We start from the raw sequence: 17,927 nt of genomic DNA on the forward strand, positions 1-17,927 counted from the left end.
GATGCCAGCCCAGGAGGAGACGGTTTCATGAAGAAGAAGATGCGTTGGGTAGTGATTTTTCTGTGCTTTCTCGCGATCGCGGTCAATTACATCGATCGTGCGAATCTCGCGGTCGCCGCGCCGCAAATCGAAAAGGCGCTCGGCATCGGCCCCGCCGAGATGGGCTTCATCCTGAGTGGGTTTTTCTGGACCTACGCGTTGATGCAGATGCCGTTCGGCTGGTTCGTCGATCGTGTCGGCGCGCGCATTGCGTTGCCGCTCGCGGTCGGCTGGTGGTCGGTGTTTACCGCGGCCACCGCGGTCACGACCAGCGTCGCGGGCATGTTCGGCTGCCGCCTGTTGCTCGGCGTCGGCGAGGCCGGCGCGTATCCGTCCTGCACGAAGCTCGTCAGCCAATGGTTCGAGCCCAAGGAGCGAGCGATCGCGACCAGCATCTTCGATAGCGGCTCGCGGGTCGGCTCCGCGCTGTCGATTCCCGTGGTCGCGCTGATCATCGGCACGCTCGGCTGGAAGGCCGCTTTTGTCCTCACCGGCTTGCTCGGCGCGGTGTGGATCGTCGGCTGGTTCGTGATCTATCGGAATCCCGTGCGGGACGCGATGCTGACCGCGCGCAACGCTGCGCCGGCGGCTCAAGCGAGAGGCGGCCAGGACAACGTGACCTGGGCATCGCTGTTTCGCCATCGCACGCTGTGGGGCATGATGCTCGGCTTCTTCTGCCTGAACTTCGTGATCTACTTTTTCATTACGTGGTTTCCGAGCTATCTCGTGCAGACGCGCGGCTTCTCGCTGAAATCGCTCGGCACGCTCGGCATGATTCCGGCGCTGATCGCGATTCCGGGCGGCTGGCTCGGCGGCTATGTGTCCGACACGCTGTTCCGGCGCGGCTGGAGCCTGACGGCTGCGCGCAAGACCTGCATGGTCGGCGGCATGCTGTTGTCGTCGGTGATCACGCTGTCGGCGTTCACGGAGAACACGTATCTGATGCTCGCGTTCTTCGGTATCGCCTATGGCAGCCTCGCGTTCGCCGCGGCGAGCATCTGGTCGCTGCCCTGCGACGTCGCGCCGACACCGCGCCATGTCGCGTCGATCGGCGGCATCCAGAACTTTGCGTCGAATCTGGCGGGGATCGTGATCACGACGTTCACCGGCGTGATGGTCGCGATGACGAAGGGCTCGTTCACGATCCCGCTCGTCGTCGCGGGCGGTTTCTGCTTTCTCGGCGCGTTCAGCTATCTTTTCATCGTGGGACGCATCGAGCCGCTGTCGCTGGAATCGGCAAGCCGCGAACTGCCGAAGGGCGCGCGCTCCACGATCTGACGTATTCTGTGTCAACGCATACGGATAACCCTGTTTTCGAGGCTTTTCATGTCGACTCAAGCTAGCGTCGCGTCCGCGATCATCCGCCTGCATCCCGGCGACGACGTCATCATCGCGACCCGGCAGTTGCTGCCGGGCACGCGCATCAACGCGGAACAACTGGTCGTCGCCGGACTGATCCCACCGGGGCACAAGATCGCGACGCGCGACATCGCGCAAGGCGAGCCGGTCAAGCGCTACAACCAGATCATCGGCGTCGCGCGTGAGGCGATCGCGCGCGGCCAGCATGTTCACACGCACAATCTCGGCATGTCCGAGTTCGCGCGCGAGCACGCGTTCGGCGTCGATGCGCAGCCGACCGTCTACGTCGACGAACCCGCGCATTTCATGGGCATTCGCCGCGACGGCGGGCGCATCGCGACGCGCAATTACATCGGCATTCTGACCAGTGTGAACTGCTCGGCGACGGTCGCGCGCGCTATTGCCGATCATTTCCGGCGCGACGTGCGTCCCGACGCGCTCGCCAACTATCCGAACGTCGACGGCGTGATCGCCTTGACGCACGGGCTCGGCTGCGGCATCGACATGCAAGGCGAGGGCATTGCGATCCTGCGTCGCACGCTCGCCGGTTACGCGGTGCATCCGAACTTCGCGTCGGCGCTATTCGTCGGCCTGGGCTGCGAGACGAATCAGATCGACGGCGTGCTCGCCGCGGGCGGTCTCGACGCCAGCACGACGAAGCTGCGCAGCTTCACGATCCAGGACAGCGGCGGTACGCGCAAGACGATCGAACGCGGTATCGCGATGGTGCGCGAGATGCTCGCCGACGCGAACCGCGTGCAGCGCGTGCCGGTGCCGGCTTCGCATCTATGCGTCGGTCTGCAGTGCGGCGGCTCGGACGGCTACTCTGGCATCTCCGCGAATCCCGCGCTCGGCGCCGCGGTCGATCGGCTCGTGCGGCATGGCGGCACCGCGATCCTGTCCGAGACGCCGGAAATCTACGGCGCCGAGCATCTGCTGACGCGGCGTGCGGTGAGCGCCGCGGTCGGCGACAAGCTGCTCGCGCGCATTGCATGGTGGCAGGACTATTGCGCGCGCAATGGCGGCGCGATGGACAACAACCCATCGGCGGGCAACAAGGCGGGCGGCCTGACGACGATCCTCGAAAAATCGCTCGGCGCGGTCGCGAAGGGCGGCACGACGAATCTGGTCGACGTCTACGAATACGCGCAGCCGATCGCCGCGAAGGGCTTCGTGTTCATGGATTCGCCCGGCTACGATCCGGTGTCGGCGACGGGACAGGTCGCCTCGGGCGCGAACCTGATCTGCTTCACGACCGGGCGCGGCTCCGCGTACGGCTGCGCGCCGTCGCCGTCGTTGAAGCTGTCGACCAACACCGCGTTGTGGGAGCGCCAGCAGGACGACATCGATATCAATTGTGGCGGTGTGATCGACGGCAGCGCGAGCATCGACGAACTCGGCGAAGCGATCTTTCGCATGATGCTCGACTGCGCGTCCGGCACGCGCACGAAGAGCGAACTGCACGGCTATGGGCAAAGCGAGTTCGTGCCGTGGCAGGTCGGCGTGGTCACCTGAGCGGGTGCATTGCAGCGACACAGCCGAATCACCGAATGGATCATGCATTGGAGGATGCAATTGGAACGCCGCCTTTATTCAGGCCGCGACGTGAAGCGCGCGCAGCGGCTCTGCCCGTCTGACGAACTGGAGATATCCGATGCAGCACGAACCGATCTCCGCGACCCGCGGTAACGAAGCCGTCGCCGCGCTGCGCGCGGCGCTCGGCGCGGACATCGTGAGCCTGCCGGCCGAGTTTGGCGGGCGGCAGTTCGCGGACTGGAGCGGCACGCCATCGACCGATCCGATCGCGCTGATCCGCCCGCGCACGACCGAAGAGGTCGCCACCGCGCTCAGGATCTGCCATCGATTCCGCCAGCCGGTCGTCACGCAAGGCGGCATGACCGGGCACGCGGGCGGCGCCTGTGTGCTTGGCGGGGAGGTCGCACTGAGCGTCGAGCGGATGAACGGCGTCATCGACATCGATCCAGTCAGCGCGACGATGACCGTGTTCGCGGGCACACCGCTGCAGGTCGTGCAGGAAGCGGCCGATCACGCCGGTCTCATGTTCGCGCTCGACCTCGGCGCGCGCGGCAGTTGCACGATCGGCGGCAACATCGCGACCAATGCGGGCGGCAATCGCGTGATCCGCTACGGGATGATGCGCGACCAGGTGCTCGATGTCGAAGCGGTGCTCGCCGACGGCAGCGTGATCGGCAGCGAGCGCAAGATGATCAAGAACAATACCGGCTACGACCTGCGCAACCTGCTGACGGGCAGCGAGGGCACCCTCGCGGTCATCACGCGCGCGGTGCTGCGCCTGCGGGCCAAGCCGCGCGCGATCTCGACCGCATGGTGCGGCATGCCGGACTACGCGGCGGTGACCACGCTGCTAGGCCGCGCGCAGGAGCGGCTGCCGGCCGGCGTATCCGCTTTCGAGGTCATGTGGCCCAGCTATTGCGACTTCGTGCGGCAACGCCTGCCCGAACTGCGCGTGCCGCTCGCGAGCGATCACGCCTACTACGTATTGCTCGAGACTTGCGGCGCGGACCCGGAACGGCAGTCGGCGGCTTTCGAGGAGTTCCTCGCCGACATGCTCGATGCCGGCGTGATCGCCGACGCCGCAATCGCGCAATCGGACGCGGACGCCGCGGCGTTCTGGGCGATTCGCGACGCGCCAGCCGAATATCCGCGCCTGATCCCAGGACGCATCTCGTTCGACATCAGCTTCGCGGTCGCGCAGGCGGGCGACGCGGCGCAGCGTTGCGACGAGCGGTTGCGCGCGCGCTGGCCGCAAGCGACGATCCTCGTCTATGGGCATCTCGGCGACGGCAATCTGCACGTGGTGGTGCAAGAACCTGGCTGGACCGACGAGGCCATCGACGACGTCAAGCGCGTCGTCTATGAACTGACGGGGGAAATGGGCGGCTCCGTATCGGCCGAGCATGGGATCGGCGAGGAGAAGCTGAGCGTGCTCGGCCTGTCACGCTCGCCGGCCGAACTCGCCGCGATGAAGGCGATCAAGCTCGCGCTCGATCCGCACAATATCCTGAACCCCGGCAAGGTGATTGCCATGTAGGGTGGCGCGCCGGCCTCGGCCGGGTCGCGCTGTTGCCTGATGTTTTGATCCGACGCGGCGAGGGGGAGCGGCGGCCGCGCTAGAATTTCATGCGCTGCAGAACGCGGTCGCCGGCGACGAACTGATGAAACATCGCTGCTGCGACGTGCAGGCAGATGACGCCGAACAACACCCACGCGAGAACGCCGTGAACATCACCCATTGCATGCCCGAATGACGAGCCCGCCGCCGACAGCGGAGGCAACGGAACCCATCCGGCGAGGCGAACCGTCCATGCGCGTGACGAAGCGTTGATCCAGCCGAGCAGCGGCACCAGCACGAGCAGCACGTACAGCGCCAGGTGTGCGACTTTCGAGGCGATGCGAAACAACGGCGGCAGGTTGTCCGGCGGCGGCCGGTGAGTCGCACGCCACAGCACGCGGCACGCCATCGCTGCGAGCAGTGCGGTGCCCACGCCAAGGTGCCACGCGATTTCGCCGTTCGGCACGGTATCGCGGTGCACGTCCGGCATCGTCCAGCCGATCACGAACTGAGCGGCAACCAGCCCGACGACGAGCCAATGGAGCAAACGTGCAACGATGTCATAGCGGGGTTCAGTTGAGAGATGCATAGACGAGCCTGTGAGTAGAGGTTTTTATTGACACAGGATCGTACACTGCCGGCCTTAAGGTCAGGTTAAGGAGCGATCGTCGAGGCCGCCTGTCGACGCTGTTGTCAGGATCTGCTGCGCGGCGACTTGGTGCCTCCTCGATTGTGATTCACCGATTCAGGCGTCTTCGCCGCTTGCGAATACGCCGTTTTCCGGTTCCGTCTGTTCGGCGTCGACACATTGCACCCGCCAGTGGCCGCTCGTCATGCGGTCGCGTTCGGCGCACCACTGCACGCGGCCGACCTCGCCTTCGAACGGTCCGTCGAGCTGGTTTAGATCGAACCCCTCGAGCACGCAGACCGGCACCGTGCTATGCGGCGCGCACACCAGCGTATTGCCGCAATCCATATGCAACGCGCCCCATTCGGGCAACTCCAGCCCGAAATGACCTTCGCGCGACCATTGCCGCGTGTCCTTGTCGAGCCAGAGAATGGCGAAGGCCATCGGGTTGACACGATCGAACGTGTCGAGGTGAACGGTCAAACGCATGACAAGTCTCCCGCAACATATATGACTGATTCGCATTGCCAGTGCCATCGCGCGTCGGCGCCAGGCCCGCTGCGTGCGCATCGAGTGCTTATTGGCTAAGTACCCATTGCACGAGCGTGTGCGCGTCCTGCGCCGATAAGGGCCCGCCGCGCTCGGCCGGCGGCGGCATCGGCGTATCGCCCCAGTGCGCCTTGCCGCCGAGTCGCAGCTTGTGCTCCAGCATCGTCTGCGCGTCTGGCACGTTGCGATAGCGCTCGGCGATCTGCTGAAACGACGGCGCGAGAAACGGCGCATCGCGCGTATGGCAAAACATGCAGTGCTGCTGATCGACGAGCGCGCTCGGCTCGGGCTCGCCATGGGCGACGCCGGCCGTCAGCGCGGACGCCGCGCACACGAGCAGACCATTTCGGATTCGCGCATTCACGGCACGTACTCCCGTATCAGGAATAAGATCAGTGTACGGGCGGCGGAACGGCCCTCATTGACCTCGATCAAACGGTCTACGGCAGGCCCCGATCGCGCGACACAATGGCGCGCCTATGCTGATGAAAACGGCGCACGCCTCGCTGTCTGCCATGACGGCAGCTCGTCGCCGCCGAAGCTTCTGAAGGAGAACCCGATGCGAGCGATGGTGTTCGACGGCAGCTCGGCGACGCTGACCGAGCGGGAAGTGCCTGATCCGCGGCCCGGTGCTGGCGAGATCCTGATCGACGTTCATGCGTGCGGCGTGTGCCGCACGGACCTGCATCTGGTCGACCGCGAGCTCGAGCATCCAAAGCGGCCGGTGATTCCCGGCCACGAAATCGTCGGCGTGGTGGCCGAATTGGGCGCGGGCGTCAGCGGTTTCACGGTGGGCGAGCGGGTCGGCGTGCCGTGGGTCGGGCGCACCTGCGGCCACTGCCGCTACTGTCTGTCCGCCCGCGAAAATCTCTGCGACGACGCCGGCTTCACCGGCTACACGATCGACGGCGGCTACGCCGAGCGCACGGTCGCCGATAGCCGCTACTGCTTTCATCTGCCGCCGCACTACAGCGATATCGAGGCCGCGCCGCTGCTGTGCGCGGGTCTGATCGGCTATCGCACGTTGAGCATGGCGGGCGACGCCGAACGGATCGGCATCTACGGTTTCGGCGCGGCCGCGCATCTCGTCGCGCAGGTGGCGCGTCACCAGCAGCGCACCGTCTATGCGTTCACGCGTCCCGGCGACCACGCGGCCCAGCAACTCGCACTGCGCCTCGGCGCAGCATGGGCCGGCGGCAGCGACGAGGCAGCGCCCGGCGAACTCGACGCCGCGCTGCTGTTCGCGCCGGTCGGCGCACTGGTGCCGCTGGCGTTGCAGGCGGTCGCGAAAGGCGGCGTGGTGGTGTGCGGCGGCATTCATATGAGCGACATTCCGTCGTTCCCTTACGCGTTTCTGTGGGGCGAGCGGCGCGTGGTGTCGGTCGCGAATCTGACCCGCGACGATGGGCTTCAGTTCATGCGCAGCGCCGCCGAGATGCAGCTCGCGATCGAGACGACGACTTACGCGTTGCGCGACGCGAACCGCGCGCTCGACGATCTGCGCAACGGCAACCTGACCGGTGCGGCGGTGCTCGCGGTCCGCCCGTGATCCGCTAGCGAGCCGTTGACGCTTGATACAGATCAAGCCGCGCGCCGCGTCGGCGTTCATCATGTAAGCGCGAACCGTTGGCGTCCCCGTCACGGGCCGAGGTGTGAAGCGACGCGGTCGGCGCGCCGCCTCGCGGTGCGACGATCCGAGGAGAGCCGATGAATACTGCTGCCGAGCGCAACACCTTCCACCGCGTGATGATCGCGTCCGCGGGCGGCAGCGGACTGCCGCTCGGCACGCGCGTCGCCCGGCAGTTCGTCGCGGCGGATGCGCGCTTTCGTCTCGTCGATATCGTTTGCAATCCGGCCGCGCTTTATCCGACGCTGATGCTTAGCTATCCGGACTGGTGCGAGGCGCATCGCGCGATGCTGCACGGCGCGCAGGCCGCGCTGCGCGACACGGTGATCGCGTTGCACGGCGTCGTCGCGGCGACCGACGCCGAGATCGTGGATCTCACCGCGCTGCATCAGGGCGCGGCCGAAGCGCTCGCCCACACGGCGACGCAATGGGACGCGGATCTGGTCGCGGTGGCCGCGCATCCGCGTGAACATCGCTGGGACAGCCGTATCGATCCCGAGGAACTGGTCGCGTCGATCGCGCGTCCGGTGCTGTACATGCCGGCGAGGTCAACCGACACGAGCGATGCGTCGGCGGTGAGCCGCGTGCTGGTCGCGATCGATGGCAGCGACACCGCGCTCGACGCGCTGCGCACCGCGCTCGCGGTAGCGCGGCCCGACGCGCGCATCAAGGTCGTCTACGCGGCCGACGACCGGTTCGCGTGGTGCGAATGGTTACCGTTCGAAGTCGTGTCGCAGCATCGAATCGATGTCTTGCGGCGCGGCGCGGCGATGCTCGAACAAAGCCGGCGCGCGGCCGAAACCGCGTTGCTCGAGTTCGACGACGATTCCGGCGATGCGTCGAGCGCGATTCTCGACGAAGCGCAACGCTGGCACGCGGACCTGATCGTGATGGGTTCGCACGGCATGCGCGGCGCGCCGCATCCGTTGCCGGGGCACGTGACGTCGCGCACGCTGCGCGACGCGGCGTGTCCCGTGCTCGTGTGTCCGCGCGGCGCGTCGTCGTTGCGGGCGGACGACGTGCCGCACGGCGAGTGGCGGGAGCCATATCTGGGCAGTCCGGGCGGGCCCTTTTATCTGTAGCAGGAGCGCGCCACGCGCGTTGACAAATCCAACCTCAGTGGAGAATCGGCATGTACCAACATATCCTCGTCGCGCTAGACGGCAGTACTTTCTCGAAACGCGCGCTGAAAGAAGCGGTGAATCTCGCCGCGTTGACGAAGGGCGTCGTGCATCCGGTTTATGTGGTCGACAAGACGCCGCTCTTTTCCTATGCCGGCTATTACGACCCGCTCACGCTCGTCGAGGCGTTGCGCCAGGACGGCCAATCGGTGCTGGAGGAGGCCGAACAGGCCTGCGCCGCCGCCGATGTGCCTTGCCGCCCTGAAATGATCGAGTCGGAGAGCCTGTCCGACGACGTCGCCGCGATCGTGCTGCGCCACGGCGAGCAGATCCACGCCGATCTGCTTGTGCTGGGCACGCATGGGCGACGCGGCGTGCGGCGCCTCGTGATCGGCAGCGTGGCGGAGCGGGTGCTGCGTTTCTCGACCTGTCCGGTGCTGCTCATGCGCGAGCAAAGCACCGAGGATGCGCCTGCAGAGTAACCCGCGACAGCGGGGCGCGGCAGCGCGTGAACATTACGCGAGCGCGTCGGCCGGTATCTGGATCGAGATCCTGAAGCCATGGCCCGGCGAGCTGGCGAACGACACGTTGCCGCGCAACTGCCGTACGCGTTCGCGAATGCCGAGCAGACCGAATGAATCTGTTCCCCACGACCGATCCAGCGCGACACCCACGCCGTCATCCTCGATATCGAGCGACACGATGGAGCCCGCGCAGGTCATGTCGATGCGAACGCGCCCGGCCTTGGCGTGCCGCGCGACGTTCGTCAACGCCTCCTGAACGATGCGAAACAGCGCCGTCGCCGCGAATTCGCCGCACACCGGCTCGGCCGGTTCGAGATGCACGCTCGAGCGCACGTTGTAGCGTTTCGTGAAGTCTTCGGCCAGCCAGTCGAGCGCGGCGGCGAGCCCGAGGTCGTCGAGCAGCGGGGGCCGCAGATCGGCGGCGATACGCCGCAGCGAAGCGGCCATCCAGTCGATCTGCTTTTGCAGTTCATGCGTCTGCGCGGCCAGCGGCTCGGTGTCGGCCTGGCTTTTCAGCTTCGCTTCGAGCAGCGCGACGCTCATTTTCAGCGCGGTCAGTCGTTGGCCGAGATCGTCGTGCAGTTCGCGCGCAATACGTTTCTGCTCGTTTTCGCGGGCGATCTGCACGTGCGTGGATACCTGATTCGCGCGTTCGAGTTCCGCGAGGCGCATACGTTCGGTCAGGTCGCGCGTGATCTTGGCGAAGCCGAGCAGCGCGCCCGACGCGTCGTGCACTGCGGAAACGACCACGTTGGCCCAGAAACGCGAGCCGTCGCGACGTACGCGCCAGGCCTCGTCCTCGGCGCGGCCTACGGCTGCGGCGGTTTCCAGTTCGCGAGCGGGCTTGCCGGCCGCGATGTCTTCCGGGGTATAGAACTTCGAGAAATGCTGGCCGATGATTTCTTCGGGCGTGTAGCCCTTGATGCGCTGTGCGCCGGAATTCCAGCTGGTCACGCGGCCGGACACGTCGAGCATGAAGATCGCATAGTCCTGAACCGCTTCGATCAACATGAAATAGCGATCCTCGACGGGCACGTCCGACACGGACGCCGCACCGGTGAAGCAGGAAGACTCGCCGCTCGACAGACCCATCGCTCCTCCGGGCGGTCACGCAAGGCCGCGCACCGCGATGCACCGAGTTATATCAGTTCGGGAGCGCTTGTTCCACCCGGCATGTCCCGCGAACGAACGTGAGGCGAGCGTCGCGTCGGCGTTCAAACCCGAGCCAGTCCTTCCGCGTCTTCGATGCGGATCGTTTTGCCGTTCGCTTTGACGAGGCGCTCGCGCTGGAACTTCGAGAACATCCGGCTCACCGTTTCGAGCTTCATGCCCAGAAAGCAGCCGATTTCCTCGCGGGTCATGCGCAAATGAAACTCCGCCGCGGAAAAGCCGCGCGCCTTGAAGCGCTTCGACAGATTCAGCAGAAACGTCGCGACGCGCTGTTCGGCGGTCATCGTGCCGAGCAGCATCATCTGGCTCGATTCGCGCACGATCTCGCTGCTCATCATCTGATAGATGTGATGCTGCATCGGCTTCATCTCGCGACAGATCGCCTCGAGCTGCGCGAACGGAATGATGCACGCGACGCTGTCTTCGAGCGCGATCGCATCGCAATTCTGCTTGCCCGCGCCGATGCCGTCGAGGCCGAGCGAGTCGCCGGCAATCTGGAAGCCAGTCACGTGCTCGCGGCCGTCGCGATGCATGACCACGGTCTTGAACGACCCGGCGCGGATCGCGTAGATGCTTTGAAACGCATCGCCCGCGCGATACAGCGCATCACCGCGTTTGATCGAGCGCGTCGAGCAGATCAACGTGTCGAGTCGGCTCAGTTCGTCGGATGTCAGCTCGGGCGGCATGCAGATCGCGCGCATCGCGCAGGTCGAGCAGCGCGGCGCGGCGTGGCGTGCCGCCGCGGTGCGTGGCACGACGTGGATCGGTACGACGTGCGAAGTGCGGGGCGCGTCGTGGCGGGGTTCACAGACTGCGGCAACTTGCATGATCGGCTCCTGGCGGTCAGACCGGATGCGCACGACGCGCATACGCAATCGCTTCGATGGCACGGCAGGCGAGTTCGAACTCCGAGGTCTTGTCGAAGAAGAAGTCGGCGCCCGCCGCTTCGCACGCTCGGCGAAACGCCGTCGCGCAATGATTGGTCAACACGATGCTGACGATGGACGGCCGCACCCGCGACAGCGCCGCGAGCAGCAGCAGATTGGTCTTGCCCGAGAAGCACGGGTCCAGCACCGCGACATCGGCGCGACTCGCGACGATGTCGTCGAACGCGTGCTCGACGCCGGCGGACTCGCCGGCGATTTCGATGCCGGGAATCAGCGCGATCAGGCGAGCAAGCCGGCGCCGGACCTCGGTCGCATCGTCGACGAGGAAGACTCTCGATAAGGTGGCTGGCGGGGCGGTGTCCATACCGACCAGTATTGGCGACCTCATCTCAGAAATATATCGGCGGGGATTTAAGCGGCGCTAGGAGTTCGGGTAATGTTGTAGGAATATTCCTAGTGCATGGCTGGCGATGGGGTATGTAGCCGAGTGCGAGTACACGGCCACTTTCGACGTGACGGCTTCGAAGGTCGCAGGCATGCAGTTGATTAAGTAATCACGGAACAAGCCGATAAAGACCCATTGACCTGCGTCAAGCCGCGCGACGGCACCGCTTCGGTTCATGCCAGCGCTTTCACAGGGAGTCCAACATGTATGCACGAATTCTGGTTGCGCTCGACGACAGTCCCAGCGCGCAGCGCGCCTTTGCCGAGGCGCTGAAGCTCGCGAAGCTGACAGGCGCCACGCTCGAAGCCTGCTGCGTAGTAGGGCACGGCAAGTGGTCGGACAATGCCGATGTGGCTTTCGAGCCGGAACCGGCGGGCGCGGCGCAAGAATTCGCCAGCCGCGCGCTCGATGCGCCGCGCGAGCTGATGCGCGAGGCGCAGGTGCCCGGCGGCGTGCGGGTGATCGACGCGTACGCCGAAAGCGTGTCCGCGGTGCTCGCGCGCGTCGCCGACGAAATCGAAGCCGATCTGATCGTAATGGGCACGCACGGCCGCCACGGCGTGCAGCGCTTTCTGCTCGGCAGCGTCGCGGAGTCGCTCGTGCGTGCGACCGACAAGCCGGTGCTGATCGTGCGGCATGACGAACACGGGCACGCGCGTCCCTGAAGCGCCGCGTCGCGGAGCCGTGGCGCGATCGCGTGGGAGCGGCCGCGCAGCAGCCCGGTTTTCGCGGCTCAGGTGAGTTCGTTTTCGGCGCAGGCCGGGACTGACTGATCGCGCGTCGCGCCGTTCGCGTGCGCGGGAACCATCAGCACCGGGCAGCTGGCGCTGCGCAGCACGCGCTCGGCGACGCTGCCGAGCATCAGTCGTTGAACACCACGGCGGCCGTGCGTGCCCATCACGATCGCGTCGGCGTGCCATTCGAGCGCCGCCTCGACGATGCGATGCGCGACGTCTTCGCCGGTGATCGCGGCTTCGACGCTGCGGGCCGTGCCTTTGATCCCGCGCGCGGTCATCCGGCTCTGGGCATCGGCCGCGATCCGCTTGCCTTCGTCGATGAAGGCGTCCTGGATCACGCAAGGGTCGAAGCCGGGCGCGTCGTAGGCGATGACGGGCACGTCGATCACGTACAGCGGCTGCAGCTCGGCGCCCGATTCGGCGGCAAGGGTCAGCGCGGCGTCGAACGCACGGGAGGCGGTGTCGCTGCCATCGAGCGCGACGAGCAGGCGGTGAAACATGGCGGACTCCTTTAAGCGCGCACTTCAGTGCGACAACAGCACCGGCACGGTCATCGACTCGAGCATCGTGCGCGTCGCGCCGCCCAGTACGACTTCGTGCAGACGCGAATGCGCGTAGGCGCCCATCACGATCATGTCGCAGCCGAGGTCGGCCGCCTGCGACAGCAGCGCGTCGCCGACCGGCGTGTCGTCTGCGACGCTCAGTTCGCGCACGTCGATCTTGACGCCGTGGCGCGCGACGGTGAGTGCGATGTCGTCGCCCGGAACCGTGTCGCGCGGCGGACGATCGGCCGACGAATGAACCGTCAGCAGTGTCACTTTGGCCGCGTGCGCGAGGAACGGCAGTGCGTCGTGGATCGCGCGGGTGGCTTCGCGGCTGCCGTCCCACGCGACCAGCACGTGGCGGCCGGGTGCCGCGAAGGTGCCGCCCGACGGCACCAGCAGCACCGGCCGCCCGACCGACAGCACGACGTGCTCGACGAACTGTTCGGCGACGAACGCCTCGGGATCGGTCGGGTCGGTCTGCCCGAGCACGATCAGATCGGCGAGACGCGCATAGGGCGGCACCACGTCGTTCGCGTAGCCGTTCGCGGCGATCCAATGACCGTCGACGTTCGCGCGCGCGAGTTCCGCACGAAACAGCCGCTCGAGCGCGCTGGCACGCTCGTGCCGCAGGCGCTCGTGCTCCGCGTAGTAGTCGGCGGTGCCGGCCATCACGAAGAACGCGTGCCGCGGTGGCACGTACGTCGAGAACAGGCCGGTCAGCGTCGCATGAAAGCGGTGTGCGAGCTGCAATGCGATTTCGAGGCGCGGATGTGCACGAACGCTCGTATCGAGGTGAACGAGAATGCTTTTGTAGCTCATTGCCGAAGCTCCGTGACAGAACGTGGGGAAACGGGCGCAAGCAGGCTCGAGCCCGTCGTCAAATGGAGTCTATGAGCCCGGCGGCCGCGGCTGTTGATGCAGATCAAGCGCGGGCCGCCGCGCGCTCGATACAGTGGCAGGCGCGCTCGACGGTTTGCAACCGCGCCTGGCAATCCTATGCTGTGCTCTGGAGGGCAGCGATCATGATTTCCGAATCCGATGCGCCGCTCGGGCGCCCCGCTTCACCATGGACCTCGACGGCATCCGGACCGCCCGAAGGCTGGCTCGACTACGCGGCGGCGTATCAGACCGCACAGGGCGCGGCACACGAGTACGCCGAGCGGTGCCTCGCCGACTGGAGCAAGTCGATCGCTGTCGCCGCGCAGCGCGAGGCGGACCGGTTCGACGAGGCCAACCGCGCTTGCGCCGCCTGGTATGCGTGGTGGCAGGCGGCGTACGGCGTCGCGCCAGGCGTCGCGCCGCTCGCGGGCGGCCTGAGCGCTTGGTGGTGGAGCTCGCAGAACGCGCTGCCGTTCGCGGGCGTCGTTTAGCCGCGCGAGCCGGCAAAGCCGGCGCGCGCACCGTCAATGGCAGACACGGCAAGGAGGAGTTCAGATGGGAACGGATCGCGTGGCATTGGTCACAGGCGGGATGGGCGGTTTGGGCGCGGCGGTCAGCCGGGCGCTTCATGACGCGGGCATGACGGTCGCGGTGACGCACTCGACGCGCAACGATCACGTGTCGACATGGCTGCAGCACGAGCGCGACACGGGGCGCGACTTTCACGCTTACGAAGCCGACATCGCCGACTTCGATTCATGCGCGCGCTGCGCGCAACGCGTGCTGACCGAACTGGGCGTGGTCGACGTGCTGATCAACAACGCGGGCATCACGCACGACACGAGCTTCGCGAAGATGAGCAAGGAGCACTGGGATGCCGTGCTGCGCACCGATCTCGATGGCCTGTTCAACATGAGCAAGCCGCTCTTGCCCGGCATGCTCGAGCGGCGCCACGGCCGCATCGTCAACGTGGGGTCGGTCAACGGTTCGCGCGGCGCCTACGGGCAAACCAATTATTCAGCGGCCAAAGCGGGCGTGCACGGCTTCACGAAAGCACTTGCGCTCGAAACCGCGAAGCACGGCGTCACGGTGAACACGGTGTCGCCCGGTTATCTCGCGACCGCGATGGTCGAAGCGGTGCCGCGCGAGGTCCTCGACACGAAGATCCTGCCGCAGATTCCGGTCGGCCGGCTGGGACGTCCGGACGAGGTGGCGGCGTTGATCGCGTTTCTATGCTCAGAGGAGGCGGCTTTTATCACCGGTGCGGACATTGCGATTAACGGGGGTATGCATATGCAGTGAGGGTGCTCGCCTTCACCGCGCTTGATCCACGTCAATGACCGCCTTTCTGGCAAGAACAAGATAAGCCCCATAGCAAGCGCCTGGACCCTGAGTCTGCGCGAAACAGGTTCGATCGACACTCGCAAGGGGAGGCGAAGATGGGCATCGACATGCAGATCGTCTACCTTGGCTTTGCGGGTGCGGCTCCGCTCGAAGCGGAAGCAGGTGCGCAACTGGTCCGTCTCGCGCGGTTTGGCGCGCTCGTGTCGCACTGCCATCTCGCCATCGAGGCGTTGCGTCCGGGATCGGCGCATCCGCGGTATGACGTGAGGCTGGATCTGGTCACGCCCGCGCACGAGCTCAAGCCCGTCGCGCACTGCGCTGACGACGACGCCAAAGCGGCGATCCGTCGCGCGTTCGATATGGCGGAGATGACCCTCGAAACAGCGATCGGCACCGAGCGTGGGAACTGACGAACTTGCATCGTGACGTGACGCTCGACGATCGCCAGATGCGGACTGCTGACGTTTACCCGGCCACCTCACGCCGATCTGCGGTTCGCCGAACCCCTGGCCGCGCGGCGCGGCCGGCAAACCTTCAACGCGGCGTGCTCGACATCGCGCCAGAATTCGCAGAGCCCCGGATGAACCGCATCGCGCCAACGCGACCCGATGAACAGGTCGTAGTGATTGCACTGCTCGATGGTGAGCTGCCGCGCGGGTGGCCTCGGCGATGCATCGCACAGCGCATGCGCGCAATGCGTTTGCCCCGCGCCCGTGATCTCGTCGCTGTCACCCTCGATCGTGCACAGCGGGGTATCGCGCAGCGCGGCGATTCGTACCCGGCGCCCGGCGACCGACCACAGATCGCGCGGCAACAGATGTTCGTGAAACACCACACGAAGCATGTCGAGGAAGTAGCACTCCGCCATGTCGAGCACCGCGGCATATTCGTTTGCCGAGCGCAGCGCCTGCCGCGCACCGGGCATGTCGCCGGCGAGCCATCGGGACCAGTAGTCCGCTTCGAGTCGCAACTGCCGCTCCGGATGCGCGGCAAAAATCGCGGTCTGCTGGATGAAGCCCGGATACACGAGACGCCCCGCGCCGCAATAGGGCGGGGGAACGATATCGATCGCATTGTCGCGAAACCACTGGAGCGAATGGGAACTGGCGAAGCGGTCGGTGACGGTCGGGTTCAAACGGGTATCGATCGGGCCGCCGAGTAGCGAAAGGCTCGCGATCGGCGCCGCCTCGTCGATGGCGAGCAGCGCCGCGGCGCCGAGCGCAGGCACGCTCGCCTGACAGATCGCGATCACATGAACCGGCGAACCGAACGCGCGGACGGCGCCGACGAAGCTTTCGAGCGCCTGCACGTAGTCGTCGAGCGATAGCGGGCCCGCTTCGCGCGGCACGTCGCGCGCGTCGGCCCAATCGGTTACGAACACATCGCGTTCTTCGAGCAGCGTTTCGACGGTCTCGCGCAGCATGACTGAGTGATGTCCGGCGAGGGGCGCACACAACAGCACCGGCAGTTTTGCGTCGGTAGGGGGTGTAGAGGGGTTGCGCTTGAACCTGAGCAGCGCGCCGAGCGGCAAGGAGGCGACGACGCTTTCGTCGACGGTAACGCGGCTACCGTTGCCCGCAACGGAGTGGATCGCGAATGTCGGCGTTCGTTCGAAAGCGCAGGCGGATCTCAGCAGCCAGTAGCTGAACGCGTCGGCCGCCTGTTCCGGGCCGAGCCAACCCGCTTGCGGGCGCGGCTCCGACTCCGATTCGGATAGAACTCCCCCGACCATCGCGCGGGCGAGGCGTTGCTGTGCATCGATGAAGGCGTACCACATGATGAACTCCGGCGTTCGTCGATCATGAGGGCAGCGTTGCCGCACCGGCACGAACTCGTGACGCGGATACCGTCGCAAAGCTTACCGCGAAACGTCGGGGCGAGGGGCGCGAAATCGGTGCACGCGGCGCGCCAAGCACGCCGCGTGCAAGAGGCATTGCGCGTTTTCCCGGCAGGGTTTTCACGCGATGGCGTGCGTCTGAAACGGAGCTGAAAGTATCGAGGCAAGCGAACGACGTCGAGCGTGACTCACCGTTCGTGTTGACGGTTGACGTGGATCAACGAGAGAGGCGTTGCGGCTCATTACGCTGACGATGGCAGTCGCTCGCGACAACCCCGAGGAGCATCCAATGACCATATCAGCAAACGCGCAGGAAGGAACCTGGTCCGTGAGCGTCGAGACGCAGGAGGCGAAGGAAGGCGGGTTTCAGTCGACGATCCATGTCAAACATGTGTCGCCCGAGGGTGACTTCGAACGCACCTTTCATCAGTCGCAGGCGTTCGCCGTGGAAAGAGAAGCGGTACTCGAAGGCTTGCGCGAAGGCATGACGTGGATCGCGCTGAAGACGACGCGGACCATCGGGGTGTAAAAGCGCACCGCGCCTCGCGTGCTAGCCGCGACAGCAACGCGTGCGAGGTAGCGGTGCTCGAGCGTCGCGATGAGTGTCTTCAGATTCCGCTCGTCGGATCGACACGTGTCGCGGGATCGCTTTCGACGACACTGCGCGTCGCTTCCCAGTACGGTTCGCGATGATAGAACTGATGGACCGACGTCCCCCATGCGCGATCGGCCATCGCCGGCCAATGGTCCTTGTCGAAGCCCGGCGAGCTTTTCACCTGCTCGGCCGTGGCGTCGAGCTGGAAGCACTTGCGGTCCGTGTCGAGCGTCAGCGAACGCCACGGGATCGCGTGCAAGGTTCCGCCGATGCCGAGAAAAGCGCCCTCCGTCAGCACCGCATACGCGATGCGGCCGCTGCGCACGTCGAGCATGATGTCGGAGATTTTGCCGAGGTCCTGGCCATCGGCAGAGATCACCTTGTTGCCGTCGAGCGTCGCGGCGGCCATGACCTCGGGCCCGGGACCGTCGCTGCCGCCGCCGCCGCCGGCGATACGTGCGCCGGCGCGGGGCTGTGCGGGAGTCGCGGAGGCGTTCGGGTCGAGGGGATCGAGCGGGTTCATGTCGGAACTCCTGATTTTCACGGA

Annotated in this window: 21 protein-coding genes; 11 read left to right on the plus strand and 10 right to left on the minus strand. The window is 66.0% G+C overall.

Going from position 1 to position 17,927, the window contains the following annotated elements; genetic code table 11:
* Positions 1 to 27 precede the first annotated feature (27 nt).
* The 3 genes from HDG39_RS10100 (at position 28) to HDG39_RS10110 (ending at position 4,471) form a co-directional block, all read left to right on the plus strand.
* Positions 28 to 1,317, plus strand: coding sequence for an MFS transporter (locus HDG39_RS10100; protein WP_184005533.1), 1,290 nt, complete (start codon positions 28 to 30; stop codon positions 1,315 to 1,317).
* A gap of 48 nt (positions 1,318 to 1,365) precedes the next feature.
* Complete coding sequence (locus tag HDG39_RS10105; protein ID WP_184005535.1) at positions 1,366 to 2,913, plus strand: UxaA family hydrolase; 1,548 nt, start codon at positions 1,366 to 1,368, stop codon at positions 2,911 to 2,913.
* A 139-nt stretch (positions 2,914 to 3,052) separates the two neighbouring features.
* Positions 3,053 to 4,471, plus strand: coding sequence for an FAD-binding oxidoreductase (locus tag HDG39_RS10110; RefSeq protein ID WP_184005537.1), 1,419 nt, complete (start codon positions 3,053 to 3,055; stop codon positions 4,469 to 4,471).
* 79 nt (positions 4,472 to 4,550) lie between these two features.
* Here HDG39_RS10110 and HDG39_RS10115 read toward each other — a convergent pair whose 3' ends face one another.
* The 3 genes from HDG39_RS10115 to HDG39_RS10125 all read right to left on the minus strand — a co-directional run bounded on the left by HDG39_RS10115 (position 4,551) and on the right by HDG39_RS10125 (position 6,003).
* Positions 4,551 to 5,081: a cytochrome b gene (locus HDG39_RS10115; protein WP_018422572.1), complete on the minus strand. Its 531-nt coding sequence runs from the start codon at positions 5,079 to 5,081 to the stop codon at positions 4,551 to 4,553.
* 156 nt (positions 5,082 to 5,237) lie between these two features.
* Positions 5,238 to 5,609: a DUF3564 domain-containing protein gene (locus HDG39_RS10120; RefSeq protein WP_184005539.1), complete on the minus strand. Its 372-nt coding sequence runs from the start codon at positions 5,607 to 5,609 to the stop codon at positions 5,238 to 5,240.
* A gap of 88 nt (positions 5,610 to 5,697) precedes the next feature.
* A complete protein-coding gene (locus tag HDG39_RS10125) occupies positions 5,698 to 6,003 on the minus strand; it encodes a c-type cytochrome (RefSeq protein ID WP_184005895.1) in 306 nt (101 codons plus the stop codon).
* Positions 6,004 to 6,228: 225 nt separating this feature from the next.
* Between HDG39_RS10125 and HDG39_RS10130 the strand changes: the two genes are divergently transcribed.
* The 3 genes from HDG39_RS10130 to HDG39_RS10140 all read left to right on the plus strand — a co-directional run bounded on the left by HDG39_RS10130 (position 6,229) and on the right by HDG39_RS10140 (position 8,899).
* Positions 6,229 to 7,218 (plus strand): zinc-dependent alcohol dehydrogenase family protein, encoded by a 990-nt coding sequence (locus HDG39_RS10130; protein WP_184005893.1) that lies wholly within the window; start codon positions 6,229 to 6,231, stop codon positions 7,216 to 7,218.
* Between the two features lie 158 nt (positions 7,219 to 7,376).
* Positions 7,377 to 8,378, plus strand: a complete 1,002-nt coding sequence (locus HDG39_RS10135) for a universal stress protein (protein ID WP_184005541.1) — start codon at positions 7,377 to 7,379, stop codon at positions 8,376 to 8,378.
* A 50-nt stretch (positions 8,379 to 8,428) separates the two neighbouring features.
* The gene (locus HDG39_RS10140) at positions 8,429 to 8,899 is read left to right on the plus strand and encodes a universal stress protein (RefSeq protein ID WP_184005543.1); all 471 of its coding nucleotides are present in this window, start codon (positions 8,429 to 8,431) and stop codon (positions 8,897 to 8,899) included.
* A gap of 33 nt (positions 8,900 to 8,932) precedes the next feature.
* Here HDG39_RS10140 and HDG39_RS10145 read toward each other — a convergent pair whose 3' ends face one another.
* The 3 genes from HDG39_RS10145 to HDG39_RS10155 all read right to left on the minus strand — a co-directional run bounded on the left by HDG39_RS10145 (position 8,933) and on the right by HDG39_RS10155 (position 11,362).
* Complete coding sequence (locus HDG39_RS10145) at positions 8,933 to 10,033, minus strand: PAS domain-containing sensor histidine kinase (protein ID WP_184005545.1); 1,101 nt, start codon at positions 10,031 to 10,033, stop codon at positions 8,933 to 8,935.
* A gap of 122 nt (positions 10,034 to 10,155) precedes the next feature.
* A complete protein-coding gene (gene fnr / locus HDG39_RS10150) occupies positions 10,156 to 10,938 on the minus strand; it encodes a fumarate/nitrate reduction transcriptional regulator Fnr (RefSeq protein ID WP_184005548.1) in 783 nt (260 codons plus the stop codon).
* A gap of 16 nt (positions 10,939 to 10,954) precedes the next feature.
* Entirely contained in the window at positions 10,955 to 11,362 is a 408-nt protein-coding gene (locus tag HDG39_RS10155; RefSeq protein ID WP_018422564.1) for a response regulator, read from the minus strand.
* 284 nt (positions 11,363 to 11,646) lie between these two features.
* Between HDG39_RS10155 and HDG39_RS10160 the strand changes: the two genes are divergently transcribed.
* Positions 11,647 to 12,108, plus strand: a complete 462-nt coding sequence (locus tag HDG39_RS10160) for a universal stress protein (RefSeq protein WP_018422555.1) — start codon at positions 11,647 to 11,649, stop codon at positions 12,106 to 12,108.
* A gap of 68 nt (positions 12,109 to 12,176) precedes the next feature.
* Here the strand turns inward: HDG39_RS10160 and HDG39_RS10165 are convergent, their stop codons facing one another.
* Together HDG39_RS10165 and HDG39_RS10170 are read right to left on the minus strand one after the other, a co-directional pair.
* Entirely contained in the window at positions 12,177 to 12,680 is a 504-nt protein-coding gene (locus tag HDG39_RS10165; RefSeq protein ID WP_184005550.1) for a universal stress protein, read from the minus strand.
* 24 nt (positions 12,681 to 12,704) lie between these two features.
* Positions 12,705 to 13,544, minus strand: coding sequence for a universal stress protein (locus HDG39_RS10170; RefSeq protein WP_184005552.1), 840 nt, complete (start codon positions 13,542 to 13,544; stop codon positions 12,705 to 12,707).
* Positions 13,545 to 13,747: 203 nt separating this feature from the next.
* On the opposite strand from HDG39_RS10170, the gene HDG39_RS10175 reads away from it, so the two are divergent.
* The 3 genes from HDG39_RS10175 (at position 13,748) to HDG39_RS10185 (ending at position 15,358) form a co-directional block, all read left to right on the plus strand.
* A complete protein-coding gene (locus HDG39_RS10175; RefSeq protein ID WP_221305681.1) occupies positions 13,748 to 14,095 on the plus strand; it encodes a polyketide synthase in 348 nt (115 codons plus the stop codon).
* A 64-nt stretch (positions 14,096 to 14,159) separates the two neighbouring features.
* Complete coding sequence (gene phbB, locus HDG39_RS10180) at positions 14,160 to 14,906, plus strand: acetoacetyl-CoA reductase (protein ID WP_184005553.1); 747 nt, start codon at positions 14,160 to 14,162, stop codon at positions 14,904 to 14,906.
* Between the two features lie 137 nt (positions 14,907 to 15,043).
* Positions 15,044 to 15,358 (plus strand): hypothetical protein, encoded by a 315-nt coding sequence (locus HDG39_RS10185; protein ID WP_184005555.1) that lies wholly within the window; start codon positions 15,044 to 15,046, stop codon positions 15,356 to 15,358.
* 68 nt (positions 15,359 to 15,426) lie between these two features.
* Here HDG39_RS10185 and phaZ read toward each other — a convergent pair whose 3' ends face one another.
* Positions 15,427 to 16,725 carry a polyhydroxyalkanoate depolymerase gene (phaZ, locus tag HDG39_RS10190; protein ID WP_184005557.1) on the minus strand — a complete coding sequence of 433 codons (1,299 nt, stop codon included), beginning with the start codon at positions 16,723 to 16,725 and terminating at the stop codon, positions 15,427 to 15,429.
* Positions 16,726 to 17,074: 349 nt separating this feature from the next.
* Here phaZ and HDG39_RS10195 point away from each other — a divergent pair, with 349 nt between their 5' ends.
* A complete protein-coding gene (locus HDG39_RS10195) occupies positions 17,075 to 17,314 on the plus strand; it encodes a hypothetical protein (protein ID WP_184005560.1) in 240 nt (79 codons plus the stop codon).
* 79 nt (positions 17,315 to 17,393) lie between these two features.
* On the opposite strand, the gene HDG39_RS10200 is transcribed toward HDG39_RS10195, so the two are convergent.
* Positions 17,394 to 17,903: a PRC-barrel domain-containing protein gene (locus tag HDG39_RS10200; RefSeq protein ID WP_184005562.1), complete on the minus strand. Its 510-nt coding sequence runs from the start codon at positions 17,901 to 17,903 to the stop codon at positions 17,394 to 17,396.
* Between the last annotated feature and the right edge of the window lie 24 nt (positions 17,904 to 17,927).

Source organism: Paraburkholderia lebeckiae (assembly GCF_014201005.1).
In the GTDB taxonomy this organism is placed as follows: Bacteria; Pseudomonadota; Gammaproteobacteria; order Burkholderiales; family Burkholderiaceae; genus Paraburkholderia; species Paraburkholderia tuberum.